The organism is Glycomyces endophyticus, from assembly GCF_039531525.1.
Lineage (GTDB): Bacteria > Actinomycetota > Actinomycetes > Mycobacteriales > Micromonosporaceae > Glycomyces > Glycomyces endophyticus.
The window spans coordinates 44,866-67,798 of record NZ_BAAAQF010000005.1 but is presented as its reverse complement, the minus strand read 5'-3'; the positions used below and the strand labels follow the sequence as shown (position 1 = coordinate 67,798).

Annotated in this window: 18 protein-coding genes; 9 read left to right on the top strand and 9 right to left on the bottom strand. The window is 70.9% G+C overall.

What is annotated here, in order from left to right; genetic code table 11:
* Window positions 1-25: 25 nt before the first annotated feature.
* Window positions 26-985: an ROK family glucokinase gene (locus tag ABD419_RS06925; protein ID WP_344483656.1), complete on the bottom strand. Its 960-nt coding sequence runs from the start codon at window positions 983-985 to the stop codon at window positions 26-28.
* A gap of 284 nt (window positions 986-1,269) precedes the next feature.
* On the opposite strand from ABD419_RS06925, the gene ABD419_RS06920 reads away from it, so the two are divergent.
* The 3 genes from ABD419_RS06920 to ABD419_RS06910 are packed head-to-tail and all read left to right on the top strand — an operon-like array spanning window position 1,270 to window position 5,529.
* Window positions 1,270-3,078 (top strand): AMP-dependent synthetase/ligase, encoded by a 1,809-nt coding sequence (locus tag ABD419_RS06920; RefSeq protein ID WP_344483653.1) that lies wholly within the window; start codon window positions 1,270-1,272, stop codon window positions 3,076-3,078.
* 9 nt (window positions 3,079-3,087) lie between these two features.
* Window positions 3,088-4,845, top strand: a complete 1,758-nt coding sequence (locus ABD419_RS06915) for a sensor histidine kinase (protein ID WP_344483650.1) — start codon at window positions 3,088-3,090, stop codon at window positions 4,843-4,845.
* Between the two features lie 12 nt (window positions 4,846-4,857).
* Complete coding sequence (locus ABD419_RS06910) at window positions 4,858-5,529, top strand: response regulator transcription factor (RefSeq protein ID WP_091043822.1); 672 nt, start codon at window positions 4,858-4,860, stop codon at window positions 5,527-5,529.
* Between the two features lie 73 nt (window positions 5,530-5,602).
* Here ABD419_RS06910 and ABD419_RS06905 read toward each other — a convergent pair whose 3' ends face one another.
* Window positions 5,603-6,739, bottom strand: coding sequence for a glycosyltransferase family 4 protein (locus ABD419_RS06905; RefSeq protein WP_344483638.1), 1,137 nt, complete (start codon window positions 6,737-6,739; stop codon window positions 5,603-5,605).
* Window positions 6,740-6,869: 130 nt separating this feature from the next.
* Between ABD419_RS06905 and ABD419_RS06900 the strand changes: the two genes are divergently transcribed.
* Window positions 6,870-8,282 (top strand): NYN domain-containing protein, encoded by a 1,413-nt coding sequence (locus tag ABD419_RS06900; RefSeq protein ID WP_344483636.1) that lies wholly within the window; start codon window positions 6,870-6,872, stop codon window positions 8,280-8,282.
* A 2-nt stretch (window positions 8,283-8,284) separates the two neighbouring features.
* Here ABD419_RS06900 and ABD419_RS06895 read toward each other — a convergent pair whose 3' ends face one another.
* A complete protein-coding gene (locus ABD419_RS06895) occupies window positions 8,285-8,719 on the bottom strand; it encodes an RDD family protein (protein WP_344483633.1) in 435 nt (144 codons plus the stop codon).
* 307 nt (window positions 8,720-9,026) lie between these two features.
* Here ABD419_RS06895 and glnA point away from each other — a divergent pair, with 307 nt between their 5' ends.
* From glnA to ABD419_RS06880, 3 genes are all read left to right on the top strand, one after another.
* Window positions 9,027-10,451 carry a type I glutamate--ammonia ligase gene (gene glnA / locus ABD419_RS06890; protein WP_344483631.1) on the top strand — a complete coding sequence of 475 codons (1,425 nt, stop codon included), beginning with the start codon at window positions 9,027-9,029 and terminating at the stop codon, window positions 10,449-10,451.
* Between the two features lie 98 nt (window positions 10,452-10,549).
* Window positions 10,550-11,245: an AzlC family ABC transporter permease gene (locus ABD419_RS06885; RefSeq protein ID WP_344483628.1), complete on the top strand. Its 696-nt coding sequence runs from the start codon at window positions 10,550-10,552 to the stop codon at window positions 11,243-11,245.
* Window positions 11,242-11,553 carry an AzlD domain-containing protein gene (locus tag ABD419_RS06880; protein ID WP_344483625.1) on the top strand — a complete coding sequence of 104 codons (312 nt, stop codon included), beginning with the start codon at window positions 11,242-11,244 and terminating at the stop codon, window positions 11,551-11,553. The genes ABD419_RS06885 and ABD419_RS06880 overlap by 4 nt, the downstream gene beginning before the upstream one ends.
* Window positions 11,554-11,658: 105 nt before the next feature.
* On the opposite strand, the gene ABD419_RS06875 is transcribed toward ABD419_RS06880, so the two are convergent.
* Together ABD419_RS06875 and ABD419_RS06870 are read right to left on the bottom strand one after the other, a co-directional pair.
* The gene (locus tag ABD419_RS06875; protein WP_344483622.1) at window positions 11,659-12,753 is read right to left on the bottom strand and encodes an LPXTG cell wall anchor domain-containing protein; all 1,095 of its coding nucleotides are present in this window, start codon (window positions 12,751-12,753) and stop codon (window positions 11,659-11,661) included.
* A 293-nt stretch (window positions 12,754-13,046) separates the two neighbouring features.
* A complete protein-coding gene (locus ABD419_RS06870; protein ID WP_344483619.1) occupies window positions 13,047-14,060 on the bottom strand; it encodes a substrate-binding domain-containing protein in 1,014 nt (337 codons plus the stop codon).
* A 391-nt stretch (window positions 14,061-14,451) separates the two neighbouring features.
* Here ABD419_RS06870 and ABD419_RS06865 point away from each other — a divergent pair, with 391 nt between their 5' ends.
* Window positions 14,452-15,357, top strand: a complete 906-nt coding sequence (locus ABD419_RS06865) for an MBL fold metallo-hydrolase (protein WP_344483616.1) — start codon at window positions 14,452-14,454, stop codon at window positions 15,355-15,357.
* Between the two features lie 56 nt (window positions 15,358-15,413).
* On the opposite strand, the gene ABD419_RS06860 is transcribed toward ABD419_RS06865, so the two are convergent.
* On the bottom strand, window positions 15,414-15,929 hold the full coding sequence (locus ABD419_RS06860; RefSeq protein ID WP_344483613.1) for a MarR family winged helix-turn-helix transcriptional regulator: 516 nt from the start codon (window positions 15,927-15,929) through the stop codon (window positions 15,414-15,416).
* 145 nt (window positions 15,930-16,074) lie between these two features.
* Here ABD419_RS06860 and ABD419_RS06855 point away from each other — a divergent pair, with 145 nt between their 5' ends.
* Window positions 16,075-16,980 (top strand): EamA family transporter, encoded by a 906-nt coding sequence (locus ABD419_RS06855; protein ID WP_344483610.1) that lies wholly within the window; start codon window positions 16,075-16,077, stop codon window positions 16,978-16,980.
* A gap of 47 nt (window positions 16,981-17,027) precedes the next feature.
* Here ABD419_RS06855 and ABD419_RS06850 read toward each other — a convergent pair whose 3' ends face one another.
* The 3 genes from ABD419_RS06850 to hrpA all read right to left on the bottom strand — a co-directional run bounded on the left by ABD419_RS06850 (window position 17,028) and on the right by hrpA (window position 22,910).
* The gene (locus ABD419_RS06850) at window positions 17,028-17,837 is read right to left on the bottom strand and encodes an ABC transporter permease (RefSeq protein WP_344483607.1); all 810 of its coding nucleotides are present in this window, start codon (window positions 17,835-17,837) and stop codon (window positions 17,028-17,030) included.
* Window positions 17,834-18,826: an ATP-binding cassette domain-containing protein gene (locus tag ABD419_RS06845; RefSeq protein ID WP_344483604.1), complete on the bottom strand. Its 993-nt coding sequence runs from the start codon at window positions 18,824-18,826 to the stop codon at window positions 17,834-17,836. The genes ABD419_RS06850 and ABD419_RS06845 overlap by 4 nt, the downstream gene beginning before the upstream one ends.
* A gap of 190 nt (window positions 18,827-19,016) precedes the next feature.
* Entirely contained in the window at window positions 19,017-22,910 is a 3,894-nt protein-coding gene (gene hrpA / locus ABD419_RS06840) for an ATP-dependent RNA helicase HrpA (protein ID WP_344483601.1), read from the bottom strand.
* Window positions 22,911-22,933 lie beyond the last annotated feature (23 nt).

The following is a 22,933-nucleotide window of genomic DNA, read 5'->3' as shown; positions in this document are numbered from 1 at the left end:
CCGGCCCTGTCGTACGAGTTCGGATCTAGGGGACGATGTCGCGGTGGCGGGCGAGGTCGGCCGCGCCGATGACGCCGGCCTTCGAGCCGAGCTCGGCCGCGCGGACCTCGGCGAACGGCACCTGGTTGCGGTTCGCCAGGGCCTCCTCGTAGTGCTTGCGGATGGGGTCGAGGAGGAGGTCGCCCGCGTCGACGACGCCGCCGGCGATGAGGATGACGCCGGGGTCGATGAGGTTGACCATGTCGGCGGCGGAGTTGCCGAGGTAGTAGCCGATCGAGTCGAACGCGGCGAGGGCGACCTCGTCGCCCTCGCGGGCGGCGTCGGTGACCTGGCGGCCGGTGATCGCCTCGGGGTCGCCGCCGGCGAGCTTGAGGAGGACCGCGGCCTTGGCGGGGGCCGCGGCGGCGCCCTCGCGGGCGGCGCGGGTCAGGGCCCGGCCGGAGGCGTACTGCTCGAGGCAGCCGGTGCGGCCGCAGCCGCAGGGGCGGCCGTCGGGCATGACCGAGCGGATGTGGCCGATCTCGGCGGCGACGCCGTGGGTGCCGCGGAGCAGGTTGTCCTTGACGACGATGCCGCCGCCGACGCCGGTGCCGATCGTGTAGAGCACGGAGGAGCGGTGGGCCTTGGCGGCGCCGAACCGGTGCTCGCCCCAGATGGCGACGTTCGCGTCGTTCTCGACGACCACCGGGAGGTCGATGACGGCGGTGACCTTGTCGCGGAGGGGCTCGTTCTTCCAGGAGACGTTCGGGGCCAGCATGACCGTGGACCGGTCCGAGGAGATCCACCCGGCCGCGCCGATGCCGACCGCTTCGATCTCGTGGCCGCCGCGCAGCTCGTCGACGACTTCCTTGACCGCCTGGATGACGCCGGCCTGGTCGTCCGCGGGGGTGGGGCGCCGGGCCGTGGCGAGGACTTCGCCGTTCTCGTCGACGAGTCCGCCGCCGACTTTCGTGCCCCCGATGTCGACTCCGATAGTCAGACTCACAGCTGTCCCTCCAGCGGTTCCCGGAATTGAGGCGTTGGCTGCCACGCGACGCTGCGGGCCACCGACAGACTTTACGGCACGATTAACTCCCGAGGAAATCGGCTGTTCCATCCCCCTTGGCGAAGGTATCACCGCAGTCACTTTCGATCTCGTTCTCAGTGCTCTAGCATCGGAATTCAACCTGACTTGCCAACGGAGTTAACTCACCGGTAAGTTGTGCCCATCACACGTGTCGACCGCCTTTATTACAACGCCGTAACCACGGCGCGTTGAACGGAGCCATAATGCGCGAGTTCGCCGTCCCCCCAGTGGTGACAGTGCCCGACGAAGACAACACCCTCACCGCGCTGTGGGACGCGGCCGAGAACCACCCCTCCTCGATTCTGTACATGCGCTCGTTCGACGACGGCGCGACGTGGCACGACGTCACCGCGGTCCAGTTCCGCGACCAGGTGGTCGCGGCCGCGAAGGGCCTGGCGGCGGCGGGCGTGCAGCCCGGCGACCGCGTGGCCCTGATGTCCGCGACCCGGTACGAGTGGACCCTGCTGGACTATGCCATCTGGGCGGCCGGGGCGGTGACGGTGACGATCTACGAGACGTCCTCCGCCGACCAGGCGAAGTGGATCCTGGAGGACTCGGGCGCGATCGCGGTCATCGCCGAGACCCCCGAGATGGCCGAGATGGTCGAGGGCCTCTCGGCCGAGGTCAAGCACGTGTGGACCATCGACGGCGGCGCGCTCGACGCCCTGGAGACGCTCGGCGCCGAGGCCGACGTGGACATCGAGGCGCGGCGGACCTCCCGCGGCACCGGCGACCTCGCCACGATCGTCTACACCTCGGGCACCACCGGGCGGCCCAAGGGCTGCATGCTCACCCACGGGAACCTGCTGAACGATATCCGCAACATCGTCCCCGAGGTCCCCGGCGTCCTCTACGACGGCGCCCGGATGCTGCTGTTCCTCTCCCTCGCGCACGTGCTGGCCCGCATCCTCCAGATCGCCGGCATGGAGTCGCGCACGACCATCGCCCACGCCGACCGCACCCGGCTCACCGCCGTCATGCCCGTCGTCAAGCCGACGACGCTGCTGGCGATCCCCCGCGTGTTCGAGAAGGTGTACGCCGGCGCGTACCAGAAGTCCGTCGACGGCGGCAAGGGCCACCTGTTCGAGAAGGCCGCGGCCTGCGCCAAGGAGTACAGCCGCGCGCTCGACAAGCCCGGCGGGCCCGGCCTGGGCCTGAAGCTCCGCCACAAGCTGTGGGACGTGCTGGTCTACAAGAAGATCCGCGCGGCCGTCGGCGGCGAGTGCACCTCGGCCGTGTCCGGCGGCGCCGCGCTCGGCCCCGAGCTCGGCCACTTCTTCCGCGGCGTCGGCATCGTCATCTTCGAGGGCTACGGGCTCACCGAGACCTCCCCGGTGCTGTCGCTGAACATGGAGACCGCCATCAAGGTCGGCTCGATCGGCCGGCCCATCCCCGGCACCGCGCTGCGCGTCGCCGACGACGGCGAGCTCGAGGCCAAGGGCCCGCAGGTGTTCCCCGGCTACTGGAACAACGACGCCGCCACCGCCGAGGTCCTCGACGCCGACGGCTGGTTCAAGACCGGCGACATCGCCGAGATCGACGACGACGGGTACGTCACGATCACCGGCCGCAAGAAGGACATCATCGTCACCGCCGGCGGCAAGAACGTCGCCCCCGGGCCGCTGGAGAAGATCCTCGACTCCCACCCGCTCATCGCGTACGCGCTGGTCGTGGGCGAGGCCCGCCCCTACATCGGGTGCCTGATCTCCATCGACGGCGACATCCTCCCCGACTGGCTCTCGCGCCGGGACCGCGACCCCGCGACCCCGATCGCCGACCTCGTCGACGACCCCGACCTGCTCGCCGAGCTCCAGGCGAAGGTCGACGAGGCGAACGCGACGGTGTCCAAGGCCGAGCAGATCAAGCGGTTCCGGGTGATTCCGGTCGAGTTGAGCGAAGACGCCGGAGAAATCACTCCGTCAGTCAAGGTCAAACGTCACGTGGTCATGGAAAAATACTCAAGTGAGGTAAACGCGCTGTACGACGCAGCGCGCGTCGACAAGCAGAGTTAGCGAGGCCCCATGGGCGAGGAGGCGGTGCTGGAGCGCCAATGGCGACTGCCGGCCGTCGCACTGAGGGGCGCCCTGTTCGCACTGGTCGCGGTCTTCGGCTGGGCCTCTGTCGGCCTCGCCGAGGCCGCGACCTGGTGCGGCATCCTCGCCCTGGCCGCGCTCCCGGGCGTGGTCCTCCCCCGGCACCGGCTCCTCGCGCCCGCCGGGCGGCTCGCCGAGGTCGCCGTGGTCGTCCTGGGGACGCTCGCCACCGGCGGGCTCCCCGCCTGGATGCTCCCCTACCTGATCGCCCCGTTCGCGACCGCCGCGTTCGACGCCGCCGCGCCCGCGGAGGACGGCGACCGCTGGTCGCGCCTGCGCACCTGGGGCCCGCCCGCGCTCGTCGCGCTCGCCGCGATCGGGCTCCTCGCCCAGGCGCCCCGCGTCGCCGACTTCAACCGCGGCACCTACGTCTCCACCGCGGCCGTCGCGCTCGCGTTCGGCCTCGCCTCCGCCGTCGGCGCCTGGTGGCTGCGCCGGTCCCGCACCTCCGACATGCACCACTCGCAGCTGCCGTACGCCGAGGCCGCGGCCCTGCTCACGCAGCTGCGCGTCGTCGCCAGGCAGCTCCCCGGGTCGACCCTGGACCCGGGCGGCATCGCCACCGAGATCGTCGACACCGCCTCGCGCATCCCCGGCGTCGAGCGCGCCGCCGTCCTGTCGGCGGCCTCCGGGCGGCGCCTGGTCGTCCTCGCCGAGCACGCCGACGAGCGCGTCGACTGGGAGACCTCCCCGCAGCTGAACTCGCTGCTCGCCGACGCCTGGGCCGGGCAGAAGCCCCAGGCCGGGCAGGTCCCGCTCTCCAGGTCCACGCAGGGTCCCGTCGCGTCCCTGGTCATCCCGCTCGTCGCCGAGGGCCGCACCGTCGGCCTCGTCGCGATCGAGTCCGACGACCCCGCCGCGTTCGGCCCCGAGGCCATCACCGCCGCCGAGGACCGGACCAAGGGCGCGGCCCTGCGCCTGGAGACCGCGCTGCTGTTCGAGGACGTCAGGTCCATGGCGACCACCGAGGAGCGCCAGCGCCTCGCCCGCGAGATCCACGACGGCATCGCCCAGGAGCTGGCGATGCTCGGCTACGGCATCGACAACGCCATGGCGATCCTCCCGCCCGAGGCCGGGGAGGCCAAGGGCGAGCTGGAGGACCTGCGTTCGGAGGTGACGCGCCTCGTCACCGAGCTGCGGTTCTCGCTGTTCGAGCTGCGCTCGAACGTCGACCGTCAGGGGGGCCTCGCCTCCGCGATCGCGGACTATGCTCGTACTGTGGGCGCCTCCGCCGGACTGCGGGTTCACCTGTCCCTGGACGAAGGCGGGGCGCGGCTGCCCGCGAGCACCGAGGCCGAGCTGCTGCGGATCGCACAGGAGGCGATCACGAACGCGCGCAAGCACGCCAGGGCCGAGAACCTGTGGGTGACGTGTGAGGTGGACCCGCCTTACACCCGCATCGAGGTGACCGACGACGGACAGGGGCTCTCCGGTGAGGCCTCCGAGGGGCGCTACGGCCTGGCGATCATGAGCGAGCGGGCCGAGCGCATCCGCGGCTCGCTGGAGATCCGACCGCACCAGCCGCACGGGACGACCGTCGCGGTGGTGCTCAACGCGGGAGCACGGCCCACCCCGAGGGCCGAGGCGCCCCGCCCCGGGTCCGCGGCCTGGGCGGCCGCCGACCGAGCGAGAACTGAACAGCCGGCCCGACGGCCTGACCACGGTGGTGGCCGTGGCAGCCAATGAGGAGAGACACGCATGAACGCTGACGCGCTGGAGACGACCGGTCAGACGACGGTGCTGATCGTCGACGACCACGATCTGATCCGCAAGGGCCTCCGGCATGCCTTCGACCGCGACCCCGAGTTCGAGGTGGTCGGCGAGGCCGACACCGCCGCCGACGCCCTGCGGCAGGCCGCCTCGCTGATGCCGTCGGTGGTCATCATGGACCTGCGCCTGCCCGACGGGTCGGGCCTCGACGCGACCCGCAAGCTCCGCAAGGCGCACCCGAACATGGGGATCGTGGTGCTGACGATGTACGCCGGCGACGACCAGCTGTTCGGCGCGCTCGACGCGGGCGCCTCGGCGTTCGTGCCGAAGTCGGCGCCGGCGAACGACGTCGTGTCGGCCGCGCGCCACGCCGCCGCGAACCCGACCGCGTTCAGCGCCGCCGACCTGGCGGAGGCGATGCAGCGGCGCCTGACCCCGACCGGCCCCCAGCTGTCCCCCCGCGAGTCGCAGGTGCTGAAGCTCCTCGCCGACGGCCTGTCGGTCGCCGGGATCGCCAAGCAGCTGTACGTCTCCGAGTCGACCGCGAAGACCCACATCTCGAAGCTGTACGAGAAGCTCGGCGCGGGCAACCGCGCGCAGGCGCTCATGACGGCCCTGAAGCTGGGTCTGCTCGAAGCCCCCGACCAGCCGAAGTTCTAGCCTTCGGCACACGACCGCACGAGCGGCGCCCGGGGAGTCCCGGGCGCCGTTTCGCTGCTGTCGGCTCCGGGGTTCAGACGGTCTCGCCGTAGAGCATGCCTTCGAGGCGCTCGGCCTGGCGCTCCCAGGTCCACTCGCCGACCGCCCAGTCGCGGCTGGCCTCGCCGAGCTTGCGGGCCAGCGCGGGGTCGGTGAGGACCTGCACGAGGCGGGCGGTGATGTCGCCGAGGTCGCGGCCGTCGACGACCCAGCCGGACTGGCCGTGGAGGACGGTGTCGGGGGCGCCGCCGGAGTTCCCGGCGATGACCGGGAGTCCGCAGGCGGCGGCCTCCAGGAACACCGCGCCGAGGCCTTCGACGTCGAGGCCGCGGCGGCGGGTGCGGCAGGGCATGGCGAAGACGTCGCCGGCGGCGAAGTGCGCGGCGAGCTCGTCCTCGGCGACGCCGCCGGTGAACACGACCTCGCCGGCGACGCCGTGGCGCCGGGCGGCGGCGCGCAGGCGGGCGCCGTAGGGGCCCTCGCCGACGATGAGGAGCCGCACGTCCTGCCCGGTCGCGGCGCGGACCTGCGGGAGGGCGGCGATGAGCATGTCCTGGCCTTTGCGGGGCACGAGGCGGGAGACGCAGACGATGACGGGGAGGTCGCCGAGGCCGTGGCGTTCGCGCACGGGGGTGCCGTCGACGCCGGGGTGGAAGGTCTCGGCGTCGATGCCGAAGGTGAGCTTCTCCAGGCGGGTGTGGGGGCCGGCGACGGGGGCGAGGCGGCGGTACGTGTAGTCGCCGAGGTAGGTCATGACGTCGTGGGAGGCGGCGATGCGGCGGAGGAGGCCGCGGGTGCCGGGCATGGCGGCCCAGCCGACCTCGTGGCCGTGGGTGAGGGCGATGGCGCGTTCGATCCCGGTGTCGCGCTTGAGGGCGGCGGCGAGGAGGCCGAGCGGGGCGGCGGCGCCGAACCAGACGCGGTCGCAGCGGTGCTCGTTCGCGAGGGCGGTGACAGCGCGGGCGACGCGGGGCGTCGGCAGGAGCATGGCGGTGCGGTCGCGGACGACCTGGAACGGCTGGGCGGCGTCGAACTCGCGCCATCCGGGCGAGGTGGAGGTGTACACGACGAGGTCGTCGGAGGGCAGCCGCAGGGCCATGCCGTGCACGAACGTCTGGATGCCGCCCCGGCGGGGCGGGAAGTCGTTGGTCACCAGCAGGGTGCGGCTCATTCTTGACCCCCTTCAGAATCGCACCAGTCTGTCATGCCCGGGCCACCTCGCGGGCGATCCGTGATGACGTCGGGGTGAAGAACAGCGGTCGCCACCGGCGCGTTGTGACGTCGATGGCACACTGGTGCACATGAGCAGCGGCGACGAGACCGGCGGCGAGGGGCCCGAGGCCGGACCGCCGGAGGCGCGGGCCTCCGCGGCGGCCGACGAGGGTTCGTCCGAAGGGGAGCCCTCCGAACAACCGGAGCCCGGACCGGTCGTGTTCCTCACCGATCCGGTGCGGCGCAGGGCCGTCGAGATCGCCGCGGTCGCGATGCCGGGCCTCGCGCCGGGGCGGGTGCCGGCCCGGCTGCGCCGGTTCCTCAAGTTCAATCCGGCGAAGCGGGCGAAGCTCGCCAAGGGCGAGCTCGCGGCGGCGCTGGACCGGGACGACGCGTTCCGGGCGGGGCTCGCGGAGGTCCTCGTCTCGACCGACTCCGCGCTGATCGGGGCGATCGCCGCGGGCGAGGCGGTGTCGCCGATGGCCGACCCGGTCGAGGTCGCGGCGCTGACGTACCTGCTCCGGCCGGAGTCGTGGCGGGAGCTCATCGCCTCCGCGGTCGAGGCGATCCCCGAGGCGCCGGAGGCGCAGGCGGCCCCGGTCGCGCCGGACGAGGCGGGGCAGCGGCGGCTGGCGTCCCTGGAGAAGGAGAACGCGAAGCTGCGCGGGGCGCTCGCCGACCAGCGCGCGGCGGCGGCGACGCTCCAGGACGAGCTGCGGCGGGCCCGCCGCGAGCTGCGGGACGCCGAGGAGCGGGCCGGGAAGGCCGCCGGGGACCTGGCCGCGGAGAAGGGCCGCCTCAAGCACGCCGAGGCGGAGCGGCGCTCGGAGCGCCGGCGCCTCGAAACCGAGGCGGCGTCGCTGCGGGGGCAGCTGGACCGGGCGCGCAAGGCCGACCGCGAGCACGAGCGGCTGGCGTCGGCGCGGCTGTGGCTGCTCATGGAGACGCTCTCGGGCGCGGCCACGGGCCTGCGGCGGGAGCTGGGCCTGGAGCCGGTGGACGACCGGCCCGCGGACTACATCGCCGAGGAGTACTGCGACGACCCTGAGGAGCGGCCGTTCGAGGGCTCGCGGGGCCTGGAGCAGACCGACCCGCAGCGCCTGGACCACCTGCTGTCGCTGCCGAACCCGCATCTGATCGTGGACGGCTACAACGTGACGATCTCGGCGTGGGGCGAGACGCTCACGCTGGAGCAGCAGCGCAACCGGCTGGTGCACGGCCTGGGGACGGTGGCGGCGCAGACGAACGCGGAGATCACGGTGGTGTTCGACGGCGCCGACGCGATCTTCGGCGCGAAGCCGTCGGCGCGGGGCGTGCGGGTCCTGTTCAGCGCGAAGGGGCAGATCGCCGACGACGTCGTGGTGGAGCTGGCGCGGGTCGAGCCCGAGGGCCGGCCCGTGGTCGTGGTGTCGTCCGACCAGGAGGTCGCGGACCGGGTGCGGCGCGAGGGCGCCTACGCGGTGCCGTCGCCGCTCCTGGTCAGGTGGCTCCAGCGCGTCTGACGCTACCGCTCGGCGGCGGCGGCCTTGAGGACGACGGAGCCGGCGGCGAGGTCGTGGAGGCCGCGGCTGTACGGGTGGACGATCGCCGTGAGGGCCGGGAGCACCAGCGAGAGCAGGATCGCGCGGACGACGGAGCGCCACAGCGGCAGCCGCCCGCCGGTGCCCGCGTCCACGCACGCGACCTTCATCACGGCCATGCCGAGGGTCTGGCTGCCGACGGTGAGCGCGACGGCCGTGTACAGCAGGAACAGGCCGGAGGGCAGCACGTCGGCACCGGCGACCCGCGGCGCCTCGACTCCGATCCACTGGAGGAGGTAGGAGAGGAGGAGGCACGCGACCCAGTCGATCACCAGCGCCACGAAGCGCGCGCTGATCGAGGCGAGGTCCTGGCCGGAGCCGGTGGACAGGGGGGCCTTGGCACCGCGTTCGCTCGTCATGGCGCGAGTGTACGGCTCGCCGCTCCGCGGGCGTGCTGTGCGCCGATCAGGTGTGGAACCGACCGGATTGCACCGTCCTGAGCTGTGGTTTCTATAAGTTGTGAACAAGCCCGCATTTTGCAAGTAACACGCGCGAAACAATTGATTTACGGTGAGGCAATTGATCGCGGTTAGCGTTTCGCCTAATAAGCTTAGGCGTCGACAGCGAGGTCGGCCCGCCGGTTCGGGCGTTCGACGATCCGGGACCCGCTGGGCGGGGCCGCGCCAAGGTCCTCCCGGCAACTCACCTACCGAGAGGAATACCTTCGTGTTCTCCAGCCCTGAAGAGCTCCTCGGCTACGTCCGCGACAACGACGTGAAGTTCATCGACGTCCGCTTCTGCGACCTGCCCGGCGTCATGCAGCACTTCAACATCCCCGCCGAGTCCTTCGACGACGACCTCCTCGAGGAGGGCCTCGCCTTCGACGGCTCCTCGATCCGCGGCTTCCAGGAGATCCACGAGTCGGACATGCTGCTCCTGCCGGACGTGGCGACCGCGTTCGTCGACCCCTTCCGGGAGCAGAAGACGCTCGCGCTGAACTTCTTCGTCCACGACCCCTTCACCCGCGAGGCCTACAGCCGCGACCCGCGCAACGTCGCGAAGAAGGCCGAGCAGTACCTGGCCGGCTCCGGCATCGCCGACACCGCCTACTTCGGGGCCGAGGCCGAGTTCTACATCTTCGACTCGATCCGCTTCGACCAGACCGCCAACCAGGCGTTCTACGAGATCGACTCGATCGAGGGCGCCTGGAACACCGGCGCCGACGAGCCCGGCGGGAACCTCGGCTACAAGCCGCGCCACAAGGGCGGGTACTTCCCGGTCGGCCCGGTCGACCACTTCGCGGACCTGCGCGACCGCATGGTCACCAACCTCATCGAGGGCGGCCTCACCATCGAGCGCGCCCACCACGAGGTCGGCACCGCGGGCCAGTCGGAGATCAACTACCGCTTCGACACGCTGCTGCACTCGGGCGACGACGTCCAGAAGTTCAAGTACATCATCAAGAACACCGCCACCCAGGCCGGCAAGACGGTGACGTTCATGCCGAAGCCGCTGTTCGGCGACAACGGCTCGGGCATGCACACCCACCAGTCGCTGTGGGCGAACGGCGAGCCGCTGTTCTACGACGAGACCGGGTACGCCGGCCTCTCGGACACCGCCCGCCACTACATCGGCGGCCTGCTCAAGCACGCCCCGAGCCTGCTGGCCTTCACCAACCCGTCGGTGAACTCCTACCGCCGCCTGGTGCCGGGCTTCGAGGCCCCCGTGAACCTGGTGTACTCGCAGCGCAACCGCTCCGCGTGCACCCGCATCCCGGTGACCGGCTCCAACGCCAAGGCCAAGCGCGTCGAGTTCCGCGTGCCGGACCCGTCGAGCAACCCGTACCTGGCGTTCTCGGCCATGCTCATGGCGGGCCTGGACGGCATCAAGAACAAGATCGAGCCGCCGGCGCCGGTCGACAAGGACCTGTACGAGCTCGGCCCGGAGGAGTACGGCGACATCGAGCAGGTCCCCGGCTCGCTCGACGCGGTGCTCGACAACCTCGAGGCCGACCACGACTTCCTCACCGAGGGCGGCGTGTTCACGCCCGACCTCATCGAGACGTGGATCAGCTACAAGCGCGAGAACGAGATCGACCCGATCCGCCTCCGCCCGACCCCGCACGAGTTCGACCTGTACTACGAGGTGTAGTCCCTTGTAGGACAAGCATCTTCGAGGGCGCGGCCGGAAGCTCCGGCCGCGCCCTCGCACGTTTGTCCAACGGGTCCGCGCGGGGGCATACTTCGGCGATGCCCATCACGTTCACCAAGCATCTCGACCGGCCGCTGCTGCGCGACATCGCCGCGCTCGCCGCCGGGATCCTCATCGTCGGCCTCTCGTTCGGCGCCATCGCCACCTCGCAGGGCGTCCCCTGGTGGCAGTCGACGGCGATGTCCCTCTTCGTCTTCGCGGGCGCCTCCCAGTTCGCGACCATGGGGATCATGACCGCCGGGGGCGGCCTCGTCGCCGGGGTCGCGGCCGGACTCGTCCTCAACCTGCGGCACGTGCCGTACGGCATGGCCGTCGGCGGCGTGTACTGGACGAGCCTGCGCGCCAAGATCCTCGGCACGCATCTGCTGACCGACCAGTCGACCGCGTTCGCGCTCGCCGCGGGCGACGACGCGCGCAAGGCCAAGCACACGTACTGGACGGTGGCGGTCAGCCTGTTCCTGGTCTGGAACGCCGGCACCGTGATCGGCGCGCTCGCGGGGCGGCTCATCGCCGATCCGGCCGTTTTGGGCCTCGACGCCGCGCTCCCGGCGATCCTCCTCGCGCTGGTCATGCCGAGCCTCAAGGACCGGCGGACCCTCGCGGCGGGCCTCCTGGGCACCGCCGTCGCCCTCGTGACGAGTTTCTTCCTGCCCGCGGGCGTGCCGGTGCTGCTGGCGCTGGTGGGCCTGGTCGTGATGTGGCGGGGCGCGAAGCGGACGGAGGAGCGGGCATGACGATGTTCATCGGGATCATGGTGCTGGCGGCCGGGACGTTCCTGATCCGGCTGTCGGGTCCGCTGCTGCGCGAGCGCATCACCCTGTCGCCGCACGCCGAGACGCTGCTCAAGGCCGGGGCGACGGTGGTGCTCCTGGCCCTCGTCGCCACCTCGGCCCTCGTGGTCGACGGCGCCTGGGCCGGCTGGGCGCTGCCCGCGGGCGTGCTCGTCGGCGGCGTCCTGGCGTGGCGCCGGGCGCCGCTCGCGCTCGTCGTGGTCGCGGCCGCGGCGACCACCGCGCTCCTGCGGCTCGCCGGGGTCGCTTGAGCAGGGTCGCCTGCGCCGGAGACGGCCGAGGGGCCCCGCAGCTCTCGCTGCGGGGCCCCTGACCTGTTCAGCTTCTACCGGAGTCCGTACCCCTGGGGGGTGTGACTACCAGTCCTGAGCGGCGCGGCGGCGACGCATCAGGAAGAAGATCACGCCGGCGGCCACGATGAGGGCGGCGGCCGAGGAGATCATGATGGTCAGCGAGCTACCGGTCTTGGGGAGCTCGGGCTTGGGGGTCGGGGACTCGCTGGGGGTCTCCGGCGGGCAGGGGTACCACGGGGTCTCACCGGAGACAAAGTCCTTGTCGGTGTAGATCTCGTAGTAGACCCAGAACTCCTCCGACTGCGCCGGGAAGTTCACGGTGTCGGTGCCGCCGGCGGCGACGGTGACCTCGAACTCTTCCTCAGTGGTGTAGTTGTAGAAGTAGAACGTCGTCTCTTCGCCGTCCTCGGGGACGGTGAGGGTGAACGTCAGACCGTCGACGCAGCTGGACTCGACAGCGGCGTAGTGGCACAGCGGGTTGTCGGTCCATTCGAAGGTGTCGTACAGCTCGCCGTCGACGGAGACCGTGACGGTGAGGCCCGCCTCGGGGTCGGTGACCTCGAAGTAGTTGTAGTAGTCCTCGCCGACCGCGGGGGTCACGGTCTCGGAGAAGCCGTCGCTGGTCTCGATCGTGAACTCGGAGAGCACTTCTTCGCTCTCGTTCCACGCCCAGACGTTGATGCCGAAGCAGTCGGTGTAGACGTCGACGTAGCCCTCAGGCTGGGGCTCCTCGGGCACGCAGTCGCCGGGCGCGGGGACCAGGCTGTCGCGGGACTCGGTGATGGTCTTGCCGTCGTAGATCCACTGCGCGGTGATCTTCAGGGACGCGCTGGGCACGTCGGCACCGAAGGTCTGGCTGCCCTCGACATAGTCGCCGGAGCCCGGCTGCGGGAGCTCAGCACCGACGACGATCGCGGAACCTTCATTGAACTCGCCGTCGGTCTCGATCTCGGAGATCACGCCAGCGGGGATGTCGTCGCCGTGCGCCCAGTCGGTGACCTGCCAGGTGACGGTCCAGCCGCCATCCTCGGTGCACTCGGTGAGACCCGTGATCTCAGGGTGGTGGGCCTGGGCTGCGGAGGCGAAGGTGACCGCTCCGGCGAGGCCCAGGACGGCGCTGCCGGCCAGTCCGAGCACCCGCTTGAGGGTACGGTTCATGTCTCTCCTAAGTAGATGACTGTTGGGTTGGGGGGAATCGGGGCGCCGGCGGTCAGGGGGTTAGCTCCGACCGGTCCGGGCACCGTACCAAATGAGACACGCCGGAACGTGCGGAAGGGTCGCATAACAATCGCGTAACGGCGCGGTCTTCACCTGCTGCGACGCAGCGGATCCGGATCGTCGACGTTCGGCCCGGCGGATCGGCCGAACGCAGCGCGGCCGGGCCCGTTCCGGGCCCGGCCGCGTTCAGAGCGCGATGTCGCGGTCACACCACTGGAGTGCGACCGCTGGGACTACGCCTCGCCGGCGTCGATCTGCTCCTCGGTGAGGTACTCGCTCTCGACGATGACCTCGACGTAGTTCTCGGCGGTCACGTCGACCGGGTCGAGCAGCAGCGACGGCACGAACTTGAAGCCGTTGTCGTAGGTCCCGAGGTCGTTGACCTCGGGCTGGTCGCCCTCGACGAGGGCCTTGACCATCCCGGTGACCGTGGAGGCGAGCAGGCGGGTGTCCTTGAAGACGGTCTCGGTCTGGCCGGTGCCGTCCTTGATGGCCTTGACCGAGGCGGCCTCGGCGTCCTGGCCGGTGACGACCGGGAAGTCCGAGGAGCCGGGCTCGTAGTCGTTGGCGGCCAGGGCGGAGACGATGCCGCGGCTGATGCCGTCGTAGGGCGACAGGACCGCGTGGAGCTTGACGTCGTCGGAGTAGAAGTCCTTGATGAGCCCGTCCATGCGCTCCATGGCGACGTCGCCGCTCCAGCCCGCCGTCGAGGTCGGGTCCTGCTCGGTCTGGCCCGAGGGGATCTGGACGGTGCCGTCGTAGATGAAGCTCTCGAGGGTGTCGAGGCCGCCCATGAAGAAGTACTGGGAGTTGTTGTCGCCGAGGTCGCCGGAGAACAGCTCGACGTTGAACGGGCCCGCGTTGTCGCGCAGGCCGAGCCGCTCGACGATGTGGGTCGCCTGGAGGACGCCCACCTGGTAGTTGTTGAACGAGGCGTAGTAGTCGACGTCCGGGGTCTCCAGGATGAGGCGGTCGTAGGCGATGACCGTGACGCCCTTGTCCTTCGCGCCGGCGAGGACCTGGCCGAGGGACTTGTTGTCGATGGCGGCGATGACGAGGAACTCGACGCCCTCGTCGACCATGGACTGGATCTGGGCGATCTGGTCCTCGACGACGTCCTTCGCGTTGCTGTGGATGACGTCGTAGCCGAGTTCCTTGAGGTTGTCCTCCAGGGCCTTGCCCTCGATCACCCAGCGTTCCGACGTGTCGGTGGGCATCGAGATGCCGGTGAAGCCGGTGAGCTTCACATCGTCATCACCTCCGACACCGCACCCGGCCAGGGTCACCGTTGCGGCGCCCGCCGATCCGAAGAGCAGGCCACGACGACTGAGGTGCATAAGGGTGGTACTCCTTCGTACACGAGAGGGGTTTACATCACCCTCGAAACTAACACGGCCGAAAATACGACAAGCGGGTCTTTCCGTGATGGAACCGTGTCCTGAACTGGGGTGAAATCAGGACCAGAGCCATATTACGACTCGTACTTGAACGGATTTTCACACCCGGTCGTCGTAATTCGGAAATGTTCCTCGCCGAAGGTAGAACGCGCCCGGAGAGCGATCTCCCCCGCCCCTCCCCCAAGCGAGCCGGGTCGCTCCGCGGTCGGCGCGAGAGCGTCGGCCGCATACCATTGCGGACATGAACGACCGTTGGATCGAAGTGGCCGACCGCGTGTGGGTGCGGCGAGTGGAGCGGCTCGACCAGTCCCTGGGGCTGGTCGTGGGCGACGACTGCTGCCTGGTGATCGACACCGGGATCACCGCCGAGGCCGGCTTCGCGTACGCCACCGCGATCCGGGAGCTGACCGACCTGCCGTGGCAGGTCGCCTACACGCACGACCACTTCGACCACTGGTTCGGGACCGCGGCGTTCGGCGAGTCCGCGGTCTGGGCGGTCGGCGACGGCGCGCACTACGTGGCCTTCGGCGACGAGCAGCGCAAGGCGTGGGCCTCGAAGTTCCGCCTCGACGGCCGCGAGGAGGACGCCCGCCGGATCGGCGGCACCCGGCTGGTGCCGCCGAACTGCCGCGTCCAGGGCGCGATCGGGCTGAACCTTGGCGGGCGCACGGTGGTCCTGCGGCAGGTCGGCCTGGCGCACAGCGACAACGACATGGTCGTGGAGGTGCCGGACGCGGGAGTGCTGTTCGCCGGCGACATCCTGGAGCACGGGGCGCCGCCGTCGTACTCCTCGGCTTACCCGATCGAGTGGCCGCAGGCCGTCGAGTTCCTGCTGAGCTGGAAGCCGAAGGTCGTCGTGCCCGGCCACGGCGAGCCGGGCGACTACTGGTGGGCCCGGGCGCAGGCGCGGGACCTCGCGGAGGTCGCACGGCTGTGCACCGAGGTCGCACAGGGGTTCCTGACCGAGGACGAGGCGGCCGCGCACGGGCCCTTCGGGCCCGACTCGATGCGCGAGGCGATCGCGCGCTGGAAGGCGCTGACGCCGCCGGCCCCCGAGCCCGCGCCGCGGCCCGACCCGGCGCTGACGCCCCCGCCGCCGGTCGTGGTCTACGAGGTGTTCGACTACCAGGTGGACCTGACGCGCTAGGGCGGGCCCGGTGCGTCCCGGCGGTGCGGACACCGCCCGGATGCACAGGACGGGCCCTAGTCGAAGGGCTGGTCCTCGAAGCCCGCGTGGAGCTTCTTGAGGAGCGCGCCGAGCTGGCGCCGCTCGTCCATGCTGAGGACCGAAAGGGCCTCGTTCTGGGCCGCGACGCCGATGCGGACCGAGTCCTCGATGACCTCGCGGCCGAGGCCGGTCATGCGGACCTTGAGGCCGCGGCGGTCGCCGGGGTCGGGCAGCCGCTCGACGAACCCGGCGGCCTCCAGCTTGTCGAGGCGGCCGGTGAGCCCGCCGGAGCTGAGCATCATCGCGGCGCTGATCTCCTTGGGCGAGAGCGTGTACGGCTCCCCTGAGCGGCGGATCGTGGCGAGCACGTCGAACTCGTTGCGCCCCAGGCCCTTGCGGGCGCGCAACTCGTGGAGGCGGGCGCCGAGCTTCTGGGAGATCCGGTGGATGCGCCCGAAGAGCGCCATCGGCTCCAGCTCGCGCTCGAAGTCCAGCTCGGGCATCTCGCGGTGCCACTGGCCGATGATGCGGTCCACGGCGTCGTCTGTCATGGCGGTCATTCTCCCCTACCTGCGCCGCGACCGCGGAAGTACCTGGCGGTGATGCAAGTCCGGCTCAAGTATCTTGACTTCAAGCTACTTTGATGTAAGCTAATCATAGCCAAGCAATTTCCGAGCCGCCTCCCAAGGAGCCGTCGTGAACCGCAGCACCAAGGACCTCCTCCTCACCGCCCTCGCGCCCGTCATGTGGGGCACCACCTACTTCGTGACCACCGAGTTCCTCCCCGCCGACCGGCCCCTCCTCACGGCCCTGCTCCGGGCGCTCCCGGCCGGGCTGCTGCTCATAGTCCTGGCACGACGCCTGCCGCGGGGATCATGGTGGTGGAAGTCCGGCGTCATCGGCCTGCTGAACATCGCGGTGTTCTTCGCGCTCCTGTTCACCGCGACCTACCGGCTCCCCGGCGGCGTCGCGGCCGTCCTCGGCGCGGTCGGCCCGCTCGTCACCGCCGGGATGACGATCCTGGTGCTGCACACCAGGGTCCCGCTGCGGACGTGGCTGCTCGGCATCGCGGGCGTCTCCGGCGTCGCCATGGTGGTCCTCACCGCGCAGGCCCGGCTCGACCTCGTCGGCGCGCTCGCGGGCGTCGGCGGCGCGGTCTCGATGGCGACCGCGGTGGTCCTCACCAAGAAGTGGGGCCTCCCCGAGGGCGCCGGCCCCGCGGCCCTCGCGGGCTGGCAGCTCACCGCCGGCGGCCTGCTCCTGGCCCCGCTCGCATTCCTCGTCGAAGGCGGCGTGCCGGACCTGACCGGCGCCAACGTCCTCGGCTACCTCTACCTCGGCCTGGTCAACACGGCCCTGGGCTACTGGCTGTGGTTCCGCGGCATCCCGCGGCTCTCGGTGGTCCCGCTGAGCTTCCTCGGCCTGCTGTCGCCGCTGACGGCGGCCACCGTGGGCTGGCTGCTCGCGGGCGAGACGTTCACCGTCTGGCAGACGCTCGGCTTCGCGGTGGCGCTCGGCGCGACCCTCCTGGCCCAGCTCCAGCACCGCCCGAAGCGCGTCGCGCCGGTCGTCGAGCCGCCGAAGGTCCTCGCCCGGGTCTGAGCGGACGCGGCAGGGCCGGTCGGGATCGACCGGCCCTGCCGCTCGCGCTAGACCATCTTGCGCTTGTAGGCGCGCATCGCGAGCGGGGCCGTCACGGCGAAGATGACCACGGCCCACACGAAGGTCCACATCAGCGGTTCGGCGATGGGGCCGTAGGACAGCAGGCCGCGCATCGCGTCGGCGAGGTGCGTGACCGGGTTGACCTTGGCCCACGCCTGCATGAACCCGGGCATGGTGTTGATGTCGACGAAGGCGCTGGAGGTGAACGTCAGCGGCATGATGATGACGAAGGCGTAGATCTGGACCTTCTCCTCGGAGTCCGCGACCACCCCCATGAGGACCGAGACCCACGAGATCGCCAGCGCGAACACAACCAGCACGAGCGTGGCGAGCACGGCGTAGCCGATGCTGCGCAGCTCAAAGCCCATGAGCAGGCCGAGGCCGACCATGATGAGGATCGACCAGACCTGCTTGAACATGTCGGCGAAGATCTTCCCGGCGAGCGGCGCGGAGCGGGCGATCGGGAGCGACCGGAAGCGGTCGTAGACGCCCTTGCGCAGGTCGGCGTTGATGCCGGTGCCGGTGTACATGGTGAGGAAGATGGCGTTCTGGGCGATGAGGCCGCCGAGGACGTACTGGAGGTAGTCCGAGGTGGAGCCGGCCATCTGGCCGCCGAAGACGTAGACGAACAGCAGCAGGAACATGATCGGGCTGAGGCTGAGGTCGACGAGTTCGAACGGGTTGTGCTTGATGCGGACCATCTGGCGCCAGGCCATGGAGAGGGTCTGGCTGACGGTGGCGCCGAGGCCGGGTCGTCCGAGGACGGGTGCGGGGGTCTCGACGGTGGCGGCGGTCATCGGTCGCCCTCCTCGGTGTCGTCGGCGGCGTCGGCGTCCTCGGTGCGGCGCCCGGTGAGGGTCAGGAAGACCTCGTCGAGGCTGGAGAGGCCGAGGTGGAAGTCGGTGAGCGTGATGCCGCGGTCGCGGAGGTCGGCCGCGAGGGTCGGCATGACGCCGTCGTCGTTGACGCCGATGGTGACGGCGCCGGCGGAGACGACGGGTTCGAGGTCGGGGAAGCGTTCGGCGACGAGGGCCCGGAGGTCGTCGAGCTGGCCGTGGTCCTCGGGCTGGATGCGCAGGGACTGGCCCCCGATCTTGGCCTTGAGCTGGGTGGGCGTGCCGGTGGCGATGACCTTGCCGTGGTCGATGACGGCGATCTCGTGGGCGAGCTGGTCGGCCTCTTCGAGGTACTGGGTGGTGAGGAGGACGGTGGTGCCGTCGGCGACGAGTTCGCGCACGAGTTCCCAGAGTTCGCCGCGGGCCCGGGGGTCGAGTCCGGTGGTGGGCTCGTCGAGGAAGAGGATGCGGGGCCGGCCGACGAGGCTGGCGGCGAGGTCGAGGCGGCGGCGCATGCCGCCGGAGTAGGCCTTGGCGGCCTTGTCGGCGGCGTCGGAGAGGTTGAACTGGGCGAGGAGTTCGCGGGCGCGGGCCTTGGCGTCGGGGGTGGGCATGCCGAGGAGGCGGCCGATGAACCGGAGGTTCTCCTCGCCGGTGAGGAGTTCGTCGATGCCGGCGAACTGGCCGGTGAGTCCGATGAGGGAGCGGACCTCGTGCGGGTTGCGGATGATGTCGTAGCCGCCGACGCGGCCGGTCCCGGCGGTGGGCCGGGAGAGGGTGGCGAGCATGCGCACCATGGTGGTCTTGCCGGCGCCGTTGGGGCCGAGAACGCCGAGCACGGTGCCGGTGCGGGCGTTCAGGTCGATGTGGTCGACGGCGACGAGGTCGCCGAAGTGCTTGGTGAGCCCTTCGACCTCGATGGCGTAGTCGGTGGTTCCGGGTTGCGACACGTCGTCCTCCTTCGGGAGCGTTCGCAAAGGGTTCTGGTTTCCGCGGCGCGTGTGCGCCATCTCTCATGGTGTCAGGTTGACACCCGGTTGGCATCATCCAGGCGTTGTATTTCGCGGTGCCTGAAGCTGATCATGCACCCTAGGTCCGACACGCGGCGGCGAATATGCGAACGCACGTCGCAAGGCGGGGCTAGAGGGTCTGGAGGAGCTTCCTGATGCGCTTCTCGGAGACCTGGTAGCGGGTGCCGAGCTGCTGGGCGAAGAAGCTGATGCGCAGTTCCTCGATCATCCAGCGGACCTCGCGGCCCTCACCGGTGCGGAGCGCGGCCGGGCGGGTGCGCGCGAGGGAGTCGCGCTCGGCCTCGAGGGCGTGCACGACGTCCATCTTCCCCTTGTCGCCGGCGACGTCGGCGACCACGCGCCTGGCGCGGTAGGCGATGCCCTTGACGTACCGGTGCAGGTCGTCCAGGCGCCACCAGCCGGTCGAGCCGACGAACCCGTCGTCGCCGGTGAGCGATTCGAGCTGGCGGCGCATGTCGCTCATGGCCGCGAGCATCGAGAAGTCGAACTTGCCTTCGAGGAGGCGCGTGGCCTCGCGGGTCTCGGTGAGCACGGCCGCGGCCTTGCGGGCGACGGCCGGGGACTCCCCGGCGACCTCGGGGCGGGCCCGCTTGAGGAGAGCGTCGAAGCCGGCGCGGTCCCAGGCGGGACCGCCGCCTTCGATGAGGACCTTGTCGAGGACGGTGCGCACGCAGTCGGCCAGGAGCGCGTCGACGTTCGCGTACGGGCCGGTGGCGAGCGCTAGCTGCTCGTTGCGGGTGAGCGCGTCCTTGAGCCGCGGGTCGGGGCAGTTCAGGCGCAGCAGGCGCCGGGTCCCGGCCCACATGTTCGCGGCCTGCGAGGCGGGGTCGGGGAACGCTTTGACGCCGACGGTGGCGCCCTCGTCGACGAGCGCGGGGTACGCCTTCGCGGTGTAGCCCTTGCGCGGGGTCTCGTGGAGCTTCGGCAGGTCCTCGAAGTCCCACGCGGTGAGGCCGGTCCGCTCGAGGTCGAACGCCTCGGCCGCGGCCTCCTGGGTCTTGGGGGCGAGCTGCCGCTGGAGCGCGCCGAGCTCCTTGCCCTCGGCGAGGACCGCGCCGTCCTCGTCCTTGACCTGGAAGGTGACGAGCAGGTGCCCGGGGACCTTGGTGAGGTCGAAGGCGTCGAACGGCACGTGCACGTTCGTCATGGACTTGAGGGTGTCGGCGAGCGCGGCCATCATGGGGCGGCCGGGGGCCGGGGCCATGCGGGCGACGGCGGCCCGGGCGAAGTCGGGGGCCGGGACGAAGTTGCGGCGCAGGGACTTCGGGAGGCTCTTGATGAGCGCCTCGGCGAACTCGGCGCGCAGGCCCGGGACCTGCCAGGTGAAGGCGTCCTGGTCGAGCAGCTGGAGCGCGGGGAGCGGGACCGCGACGGTGACGCCGTCGCGGGCGGAGCCGGGCTCGAACTCGTAGTCGAGTTCGAGGTCGGCGCCCTCGGAGGTCCAGACCTCGGGGTAGTCGCCCTCGTCGACGGACTCGGCGCGGTCGCCCAGGAGCAGGGCCTCGTCGAAGTCGAGGAGGGTCTTGTCGCGCTCCTTCTTCCACCACGAGTCGAAGTGGCGGCCGGAGACGACGTCGGCGGGGAGGCGCTCGTCGTAGAAGTCGAAGAGGGTCTGCTCGTCGGCGAGGAGGCCGCGCCGGCGGACCCGGCTCTCCAGCTCCTCGACCTCGGTGATCTTCGCGAGGTTCCCGGCGAGGAACTTGTGGTGGGTCTCCCACTCGCCCTGGACGAGCGCGTGGCGGATGAACAGCTCGCGGCTGAGGGGCACGTCGATGCGGCCGTAGTTGACCTGGCGGCGGGCGACGATCGGGACGCCGTAGAGCGTGACGCGCTCGAACGCCATGACGGCGCCGGAGCGCTTGGACCAGTGCGGCTCGGAGTAGGTGCGCTTGACGAGGTGCTGCGCGATCGGCTCGACCCATTCGGGCTCGATCTTGGCGCACACGCGGCCCCACAGGCGGCTGGTCTCCACGAGCTCGCCCGCGACGACCCAGCGCGGCTGCTTCTTCGCCAGGCCGGAGCCGGGGAAGATCGCGAACTTGGCGTTGCGCCCGCCGAGGTACTCGCGGGTGTCGGCCTCCTTGACGCCGATGTGCGAGAGGAGCCCGGAGAGCAGCGCGGTGTGGACGCGCTTGGGGTCGGCGGTGGCCTCGGGCGGCTCGACCGGGATCTTCAGGCTCTTGAGGACGCCGAGGATCTGCCGGACCAGGTCCTGCCATTCGCGGATGCGCAGGTAGTGCAGGTACTCCTGCTTGCACATGCGCCGGAACGCGCTGGAGGAGCGGGAGCGGCGCTCGTCCTCCAGGTACCGCCACAGGTTGAGGAAGGCCGAGAAGTCGGAGTCGGGGTCGTTGAACCGGGCGTGGGACTGGTCGGCCTGGGCGCGCTTGTCGGCGGGGCGCTCCTTCGGGTCCTGGATCGACATCGCGGCGGTGATGACCGCGACCGCGCGCACGCAGCCCTCGTCGCGGGCCTGGAGGATCATGCGGGCCAGGCGCGGGTCGATCGGCAGGCGCGCGATGTCGCGGCCGGCCTTCGTCAGGCGCCGCTCCCCCGCCCGGACGTCCTCGAGCGCGCCGAGCTCGACGAGGAGGTCCATGCCGTCCTTGATGTTGCGCGAGTCGGGGGCGTCGACGAACGGGAACGTCTCGACGCGGCCGAGCTTCGCGGCGGTCATCTGGAGGATGACGGAGGCGAGGTTGGTGCGGAGGATCTCGGCGTCGGTGAACTCGGGGCGGGCGTTGAAGTCGTCCTCGGAGTACAGGCGGATGCAGACGCCCTCGGCGACGCGGCCGCAGCGCCCGGCGCGCTGGTTGGCGCTGGCCTGGCTGATCGCCTCGATGGGGAGGCGCTGGACCTTCGTGCGGGCGGAGTAGCGGGAGATGCGCGCGTACCCGGCGTCGACGACGTAGCGGATGCCCGGGACGGTCAGGGAGGTCTCGGCGACGTTGGTGGACAGGATGATCCGGCGCCCGGTGTGGGGCCGGAAGACCCGGTGCTGCTCCTCGGCGGAGAGTCGCGCGTAGAGCGGGACGACCTCGGTGTGGCGGAGCTTGGCCTTCTCGAGGGCGTCGGCGGTGTCGCGGATCTCCTGCTCGCCGGAGAGGAAGACGAGGATGTCGCCGTCGCCGACCCGGGAGAGCTCGTTGACGGCGTCGAGGATGCCGTCGGTCTGGTCGCGGTCCTCCTCGCCCTCCTCGCTGCGGAGGGGCCGGTAGCGGATCTCGACGGGGAAGGTGCGGCCGGAGACCTCGAGGATCGGGGCGGGCTTCGCCTCCGTCCCGAAGTGTTTGGCGAACCGCTCGGGGTCGATGGTCGCGGAGGTGACGATCACCTTGAGGTCGGGGCGCTTGGGGAGGATCTGCTTGAGGCAGCCGAGGATGAAGTCGATGTTGAGGCTGCGTTCGTGGGCCTCGTCGATGATGATCGTGTCGTAGGCGCTCAGCAGCCGGTCGTGCTGGATCTCGGTGAGCAGGATGCCGTCGGTCATGAGCTTGACGTAGCTGGAGTCCGACACCTGGTCGGTGAAGCGGACCTTCCAGCCGACGGCCTCGCCGAGCGGGGAGCCGAGCTCCTCGGCGATGCGCTCGGCGACCGCGCGGGCCGCGATGCGGCGGGGCTGCGTGTGGCCGATCATGCCGCGCACGCCGCGGCCGAGTTCGAGGCAGATCTTCGGGATCTGCGTGGTCTTGCCCGAGCCGGTCTCGCCCGCGATGATGACGACCTGGTGGTCGCGGATCGCCGCGAGGATGTCGTCCTTGCGCTGCGAGACGGGCAGCGCTTCGGGGTAGACGATCTTCGGGACGCCGGCCGCGCGGGCGGCGAGCGCCGCCTCCTTGGCCTCGACGTCGGCCTCGATCGTCGCGAAGGCCCCGCTCCGGGCGGGTCCTTCGAGGTCGCGGGCCTCGCGGAGGCGGCGGCGGAGGGCGCGCTGATCGGCCGTGCGCAGCGCGGAGACGCGCTCGTGCAGGCTGGGACGGGATTTCGGGACGCTGCTGGGCATGACGATAGGCAAGGATACGCGGG

What these genes read in the sequence shown, in the direction of transcription:
- ABD419_RS06920 (WP_344483653.1), top strand. Translation starts at nt 1,270, where the DNA reads ATGCGCGAGTTCGCCGTCCCCCCAGTGGTGACAGTGCCCGACGAAGAC.
- ABD419_RS06915 (WP_344483650.1), top strand. Translation starts at nt 3,088, where the DNA reads ATGGGCGAGGAGGCGGTGCTGGAGCGCCAATGGCGACTGCCGGCCGTC.
- ABD419_RS06910 (WP_091043822.1), top strand. Translation starts at nt 4,858, where the DNA reads ATGAACGCTGACGCGCTGGAGACGACCGGTCAGACGACGGTGCTGATC.
- ABD419_RS06905 (WP_344483638.1), bottom strand. Translation starts at nt 6,739, where the DNA reads ATGAGCCGCACCCTGCTGGTGACCAACGACTTCCCGCCCCGCCGGGGC.
- ABD419_RS06900 (WP_344483636.1), top strand. Translation starts at nt 6,870, where the DNA reads ATGAGCAGCGGCGACGAGACCGGCGGCGAGGGGCCCGAGGCCGGACCG.
- ABD419_RS06895 (WP_344483633.1), bottom strand. Translation starts at nt 8,719, where the DNA reads ATGACGAGCGAACGCGGTGCCAAGGCCCCCCTGTCCACCGGCTCCGGC.
- ABD419_RS06885 (WP_344483628.1), top strand. Translation starts at nt 10,550, where the DNA reads ATGCCCATCACGTTCACCAAGCATCTCGACCGGCCGCTGCTGCGCGAC.
- ABD419_RS06880 (WP_344483625.1), top strand. Translation starts at nt 11,242, where the DNA reads ATGACGATGTTCATCGGGATCATGGTGCTGGCGGCCGGGACGTTCCTG.
- ABD419_RS06875 (WP_344483622.1), bottom strand. Translation starts at nt 12,753, where the DNA reads ATGAACCGTACCCTCAAGCGGGTGCTCGGACTGGCCGGCAGCGCCGTC.
- ABD419_RS06865 (WP_344483616.1), top strand. Translation starts at nt 14,452, where the DNA reads ATGAACGACCGTTGGATCGAAGTGGCCGACCGCGTGTGGGTGCGGCGA.
- ABD419_RS06860 (WP_344483613.1), bottom strand. Translation starts at nt 15,929, where the DNA reads ATGACAGACGACGCCGTGGACCGCATCATCGGCCAGTGGCACCGCGAG.
- ABD419_RS06850 (WP_344483607.1), bottom strand. Translation starts at nt 17,837, where the DNA reads ATGACCGCCGCCACCGTCGAGACCCCCGCACCCGTCCTCGGACGACCC.
- hrpA (WP_344483601.1), bottom strand. Translation starts at nt 22,910, where the DNA reads ATGCCCAGCAGCGTCCCGAAATCCCGTCCCAGCCTGCACGAGCGCGTC.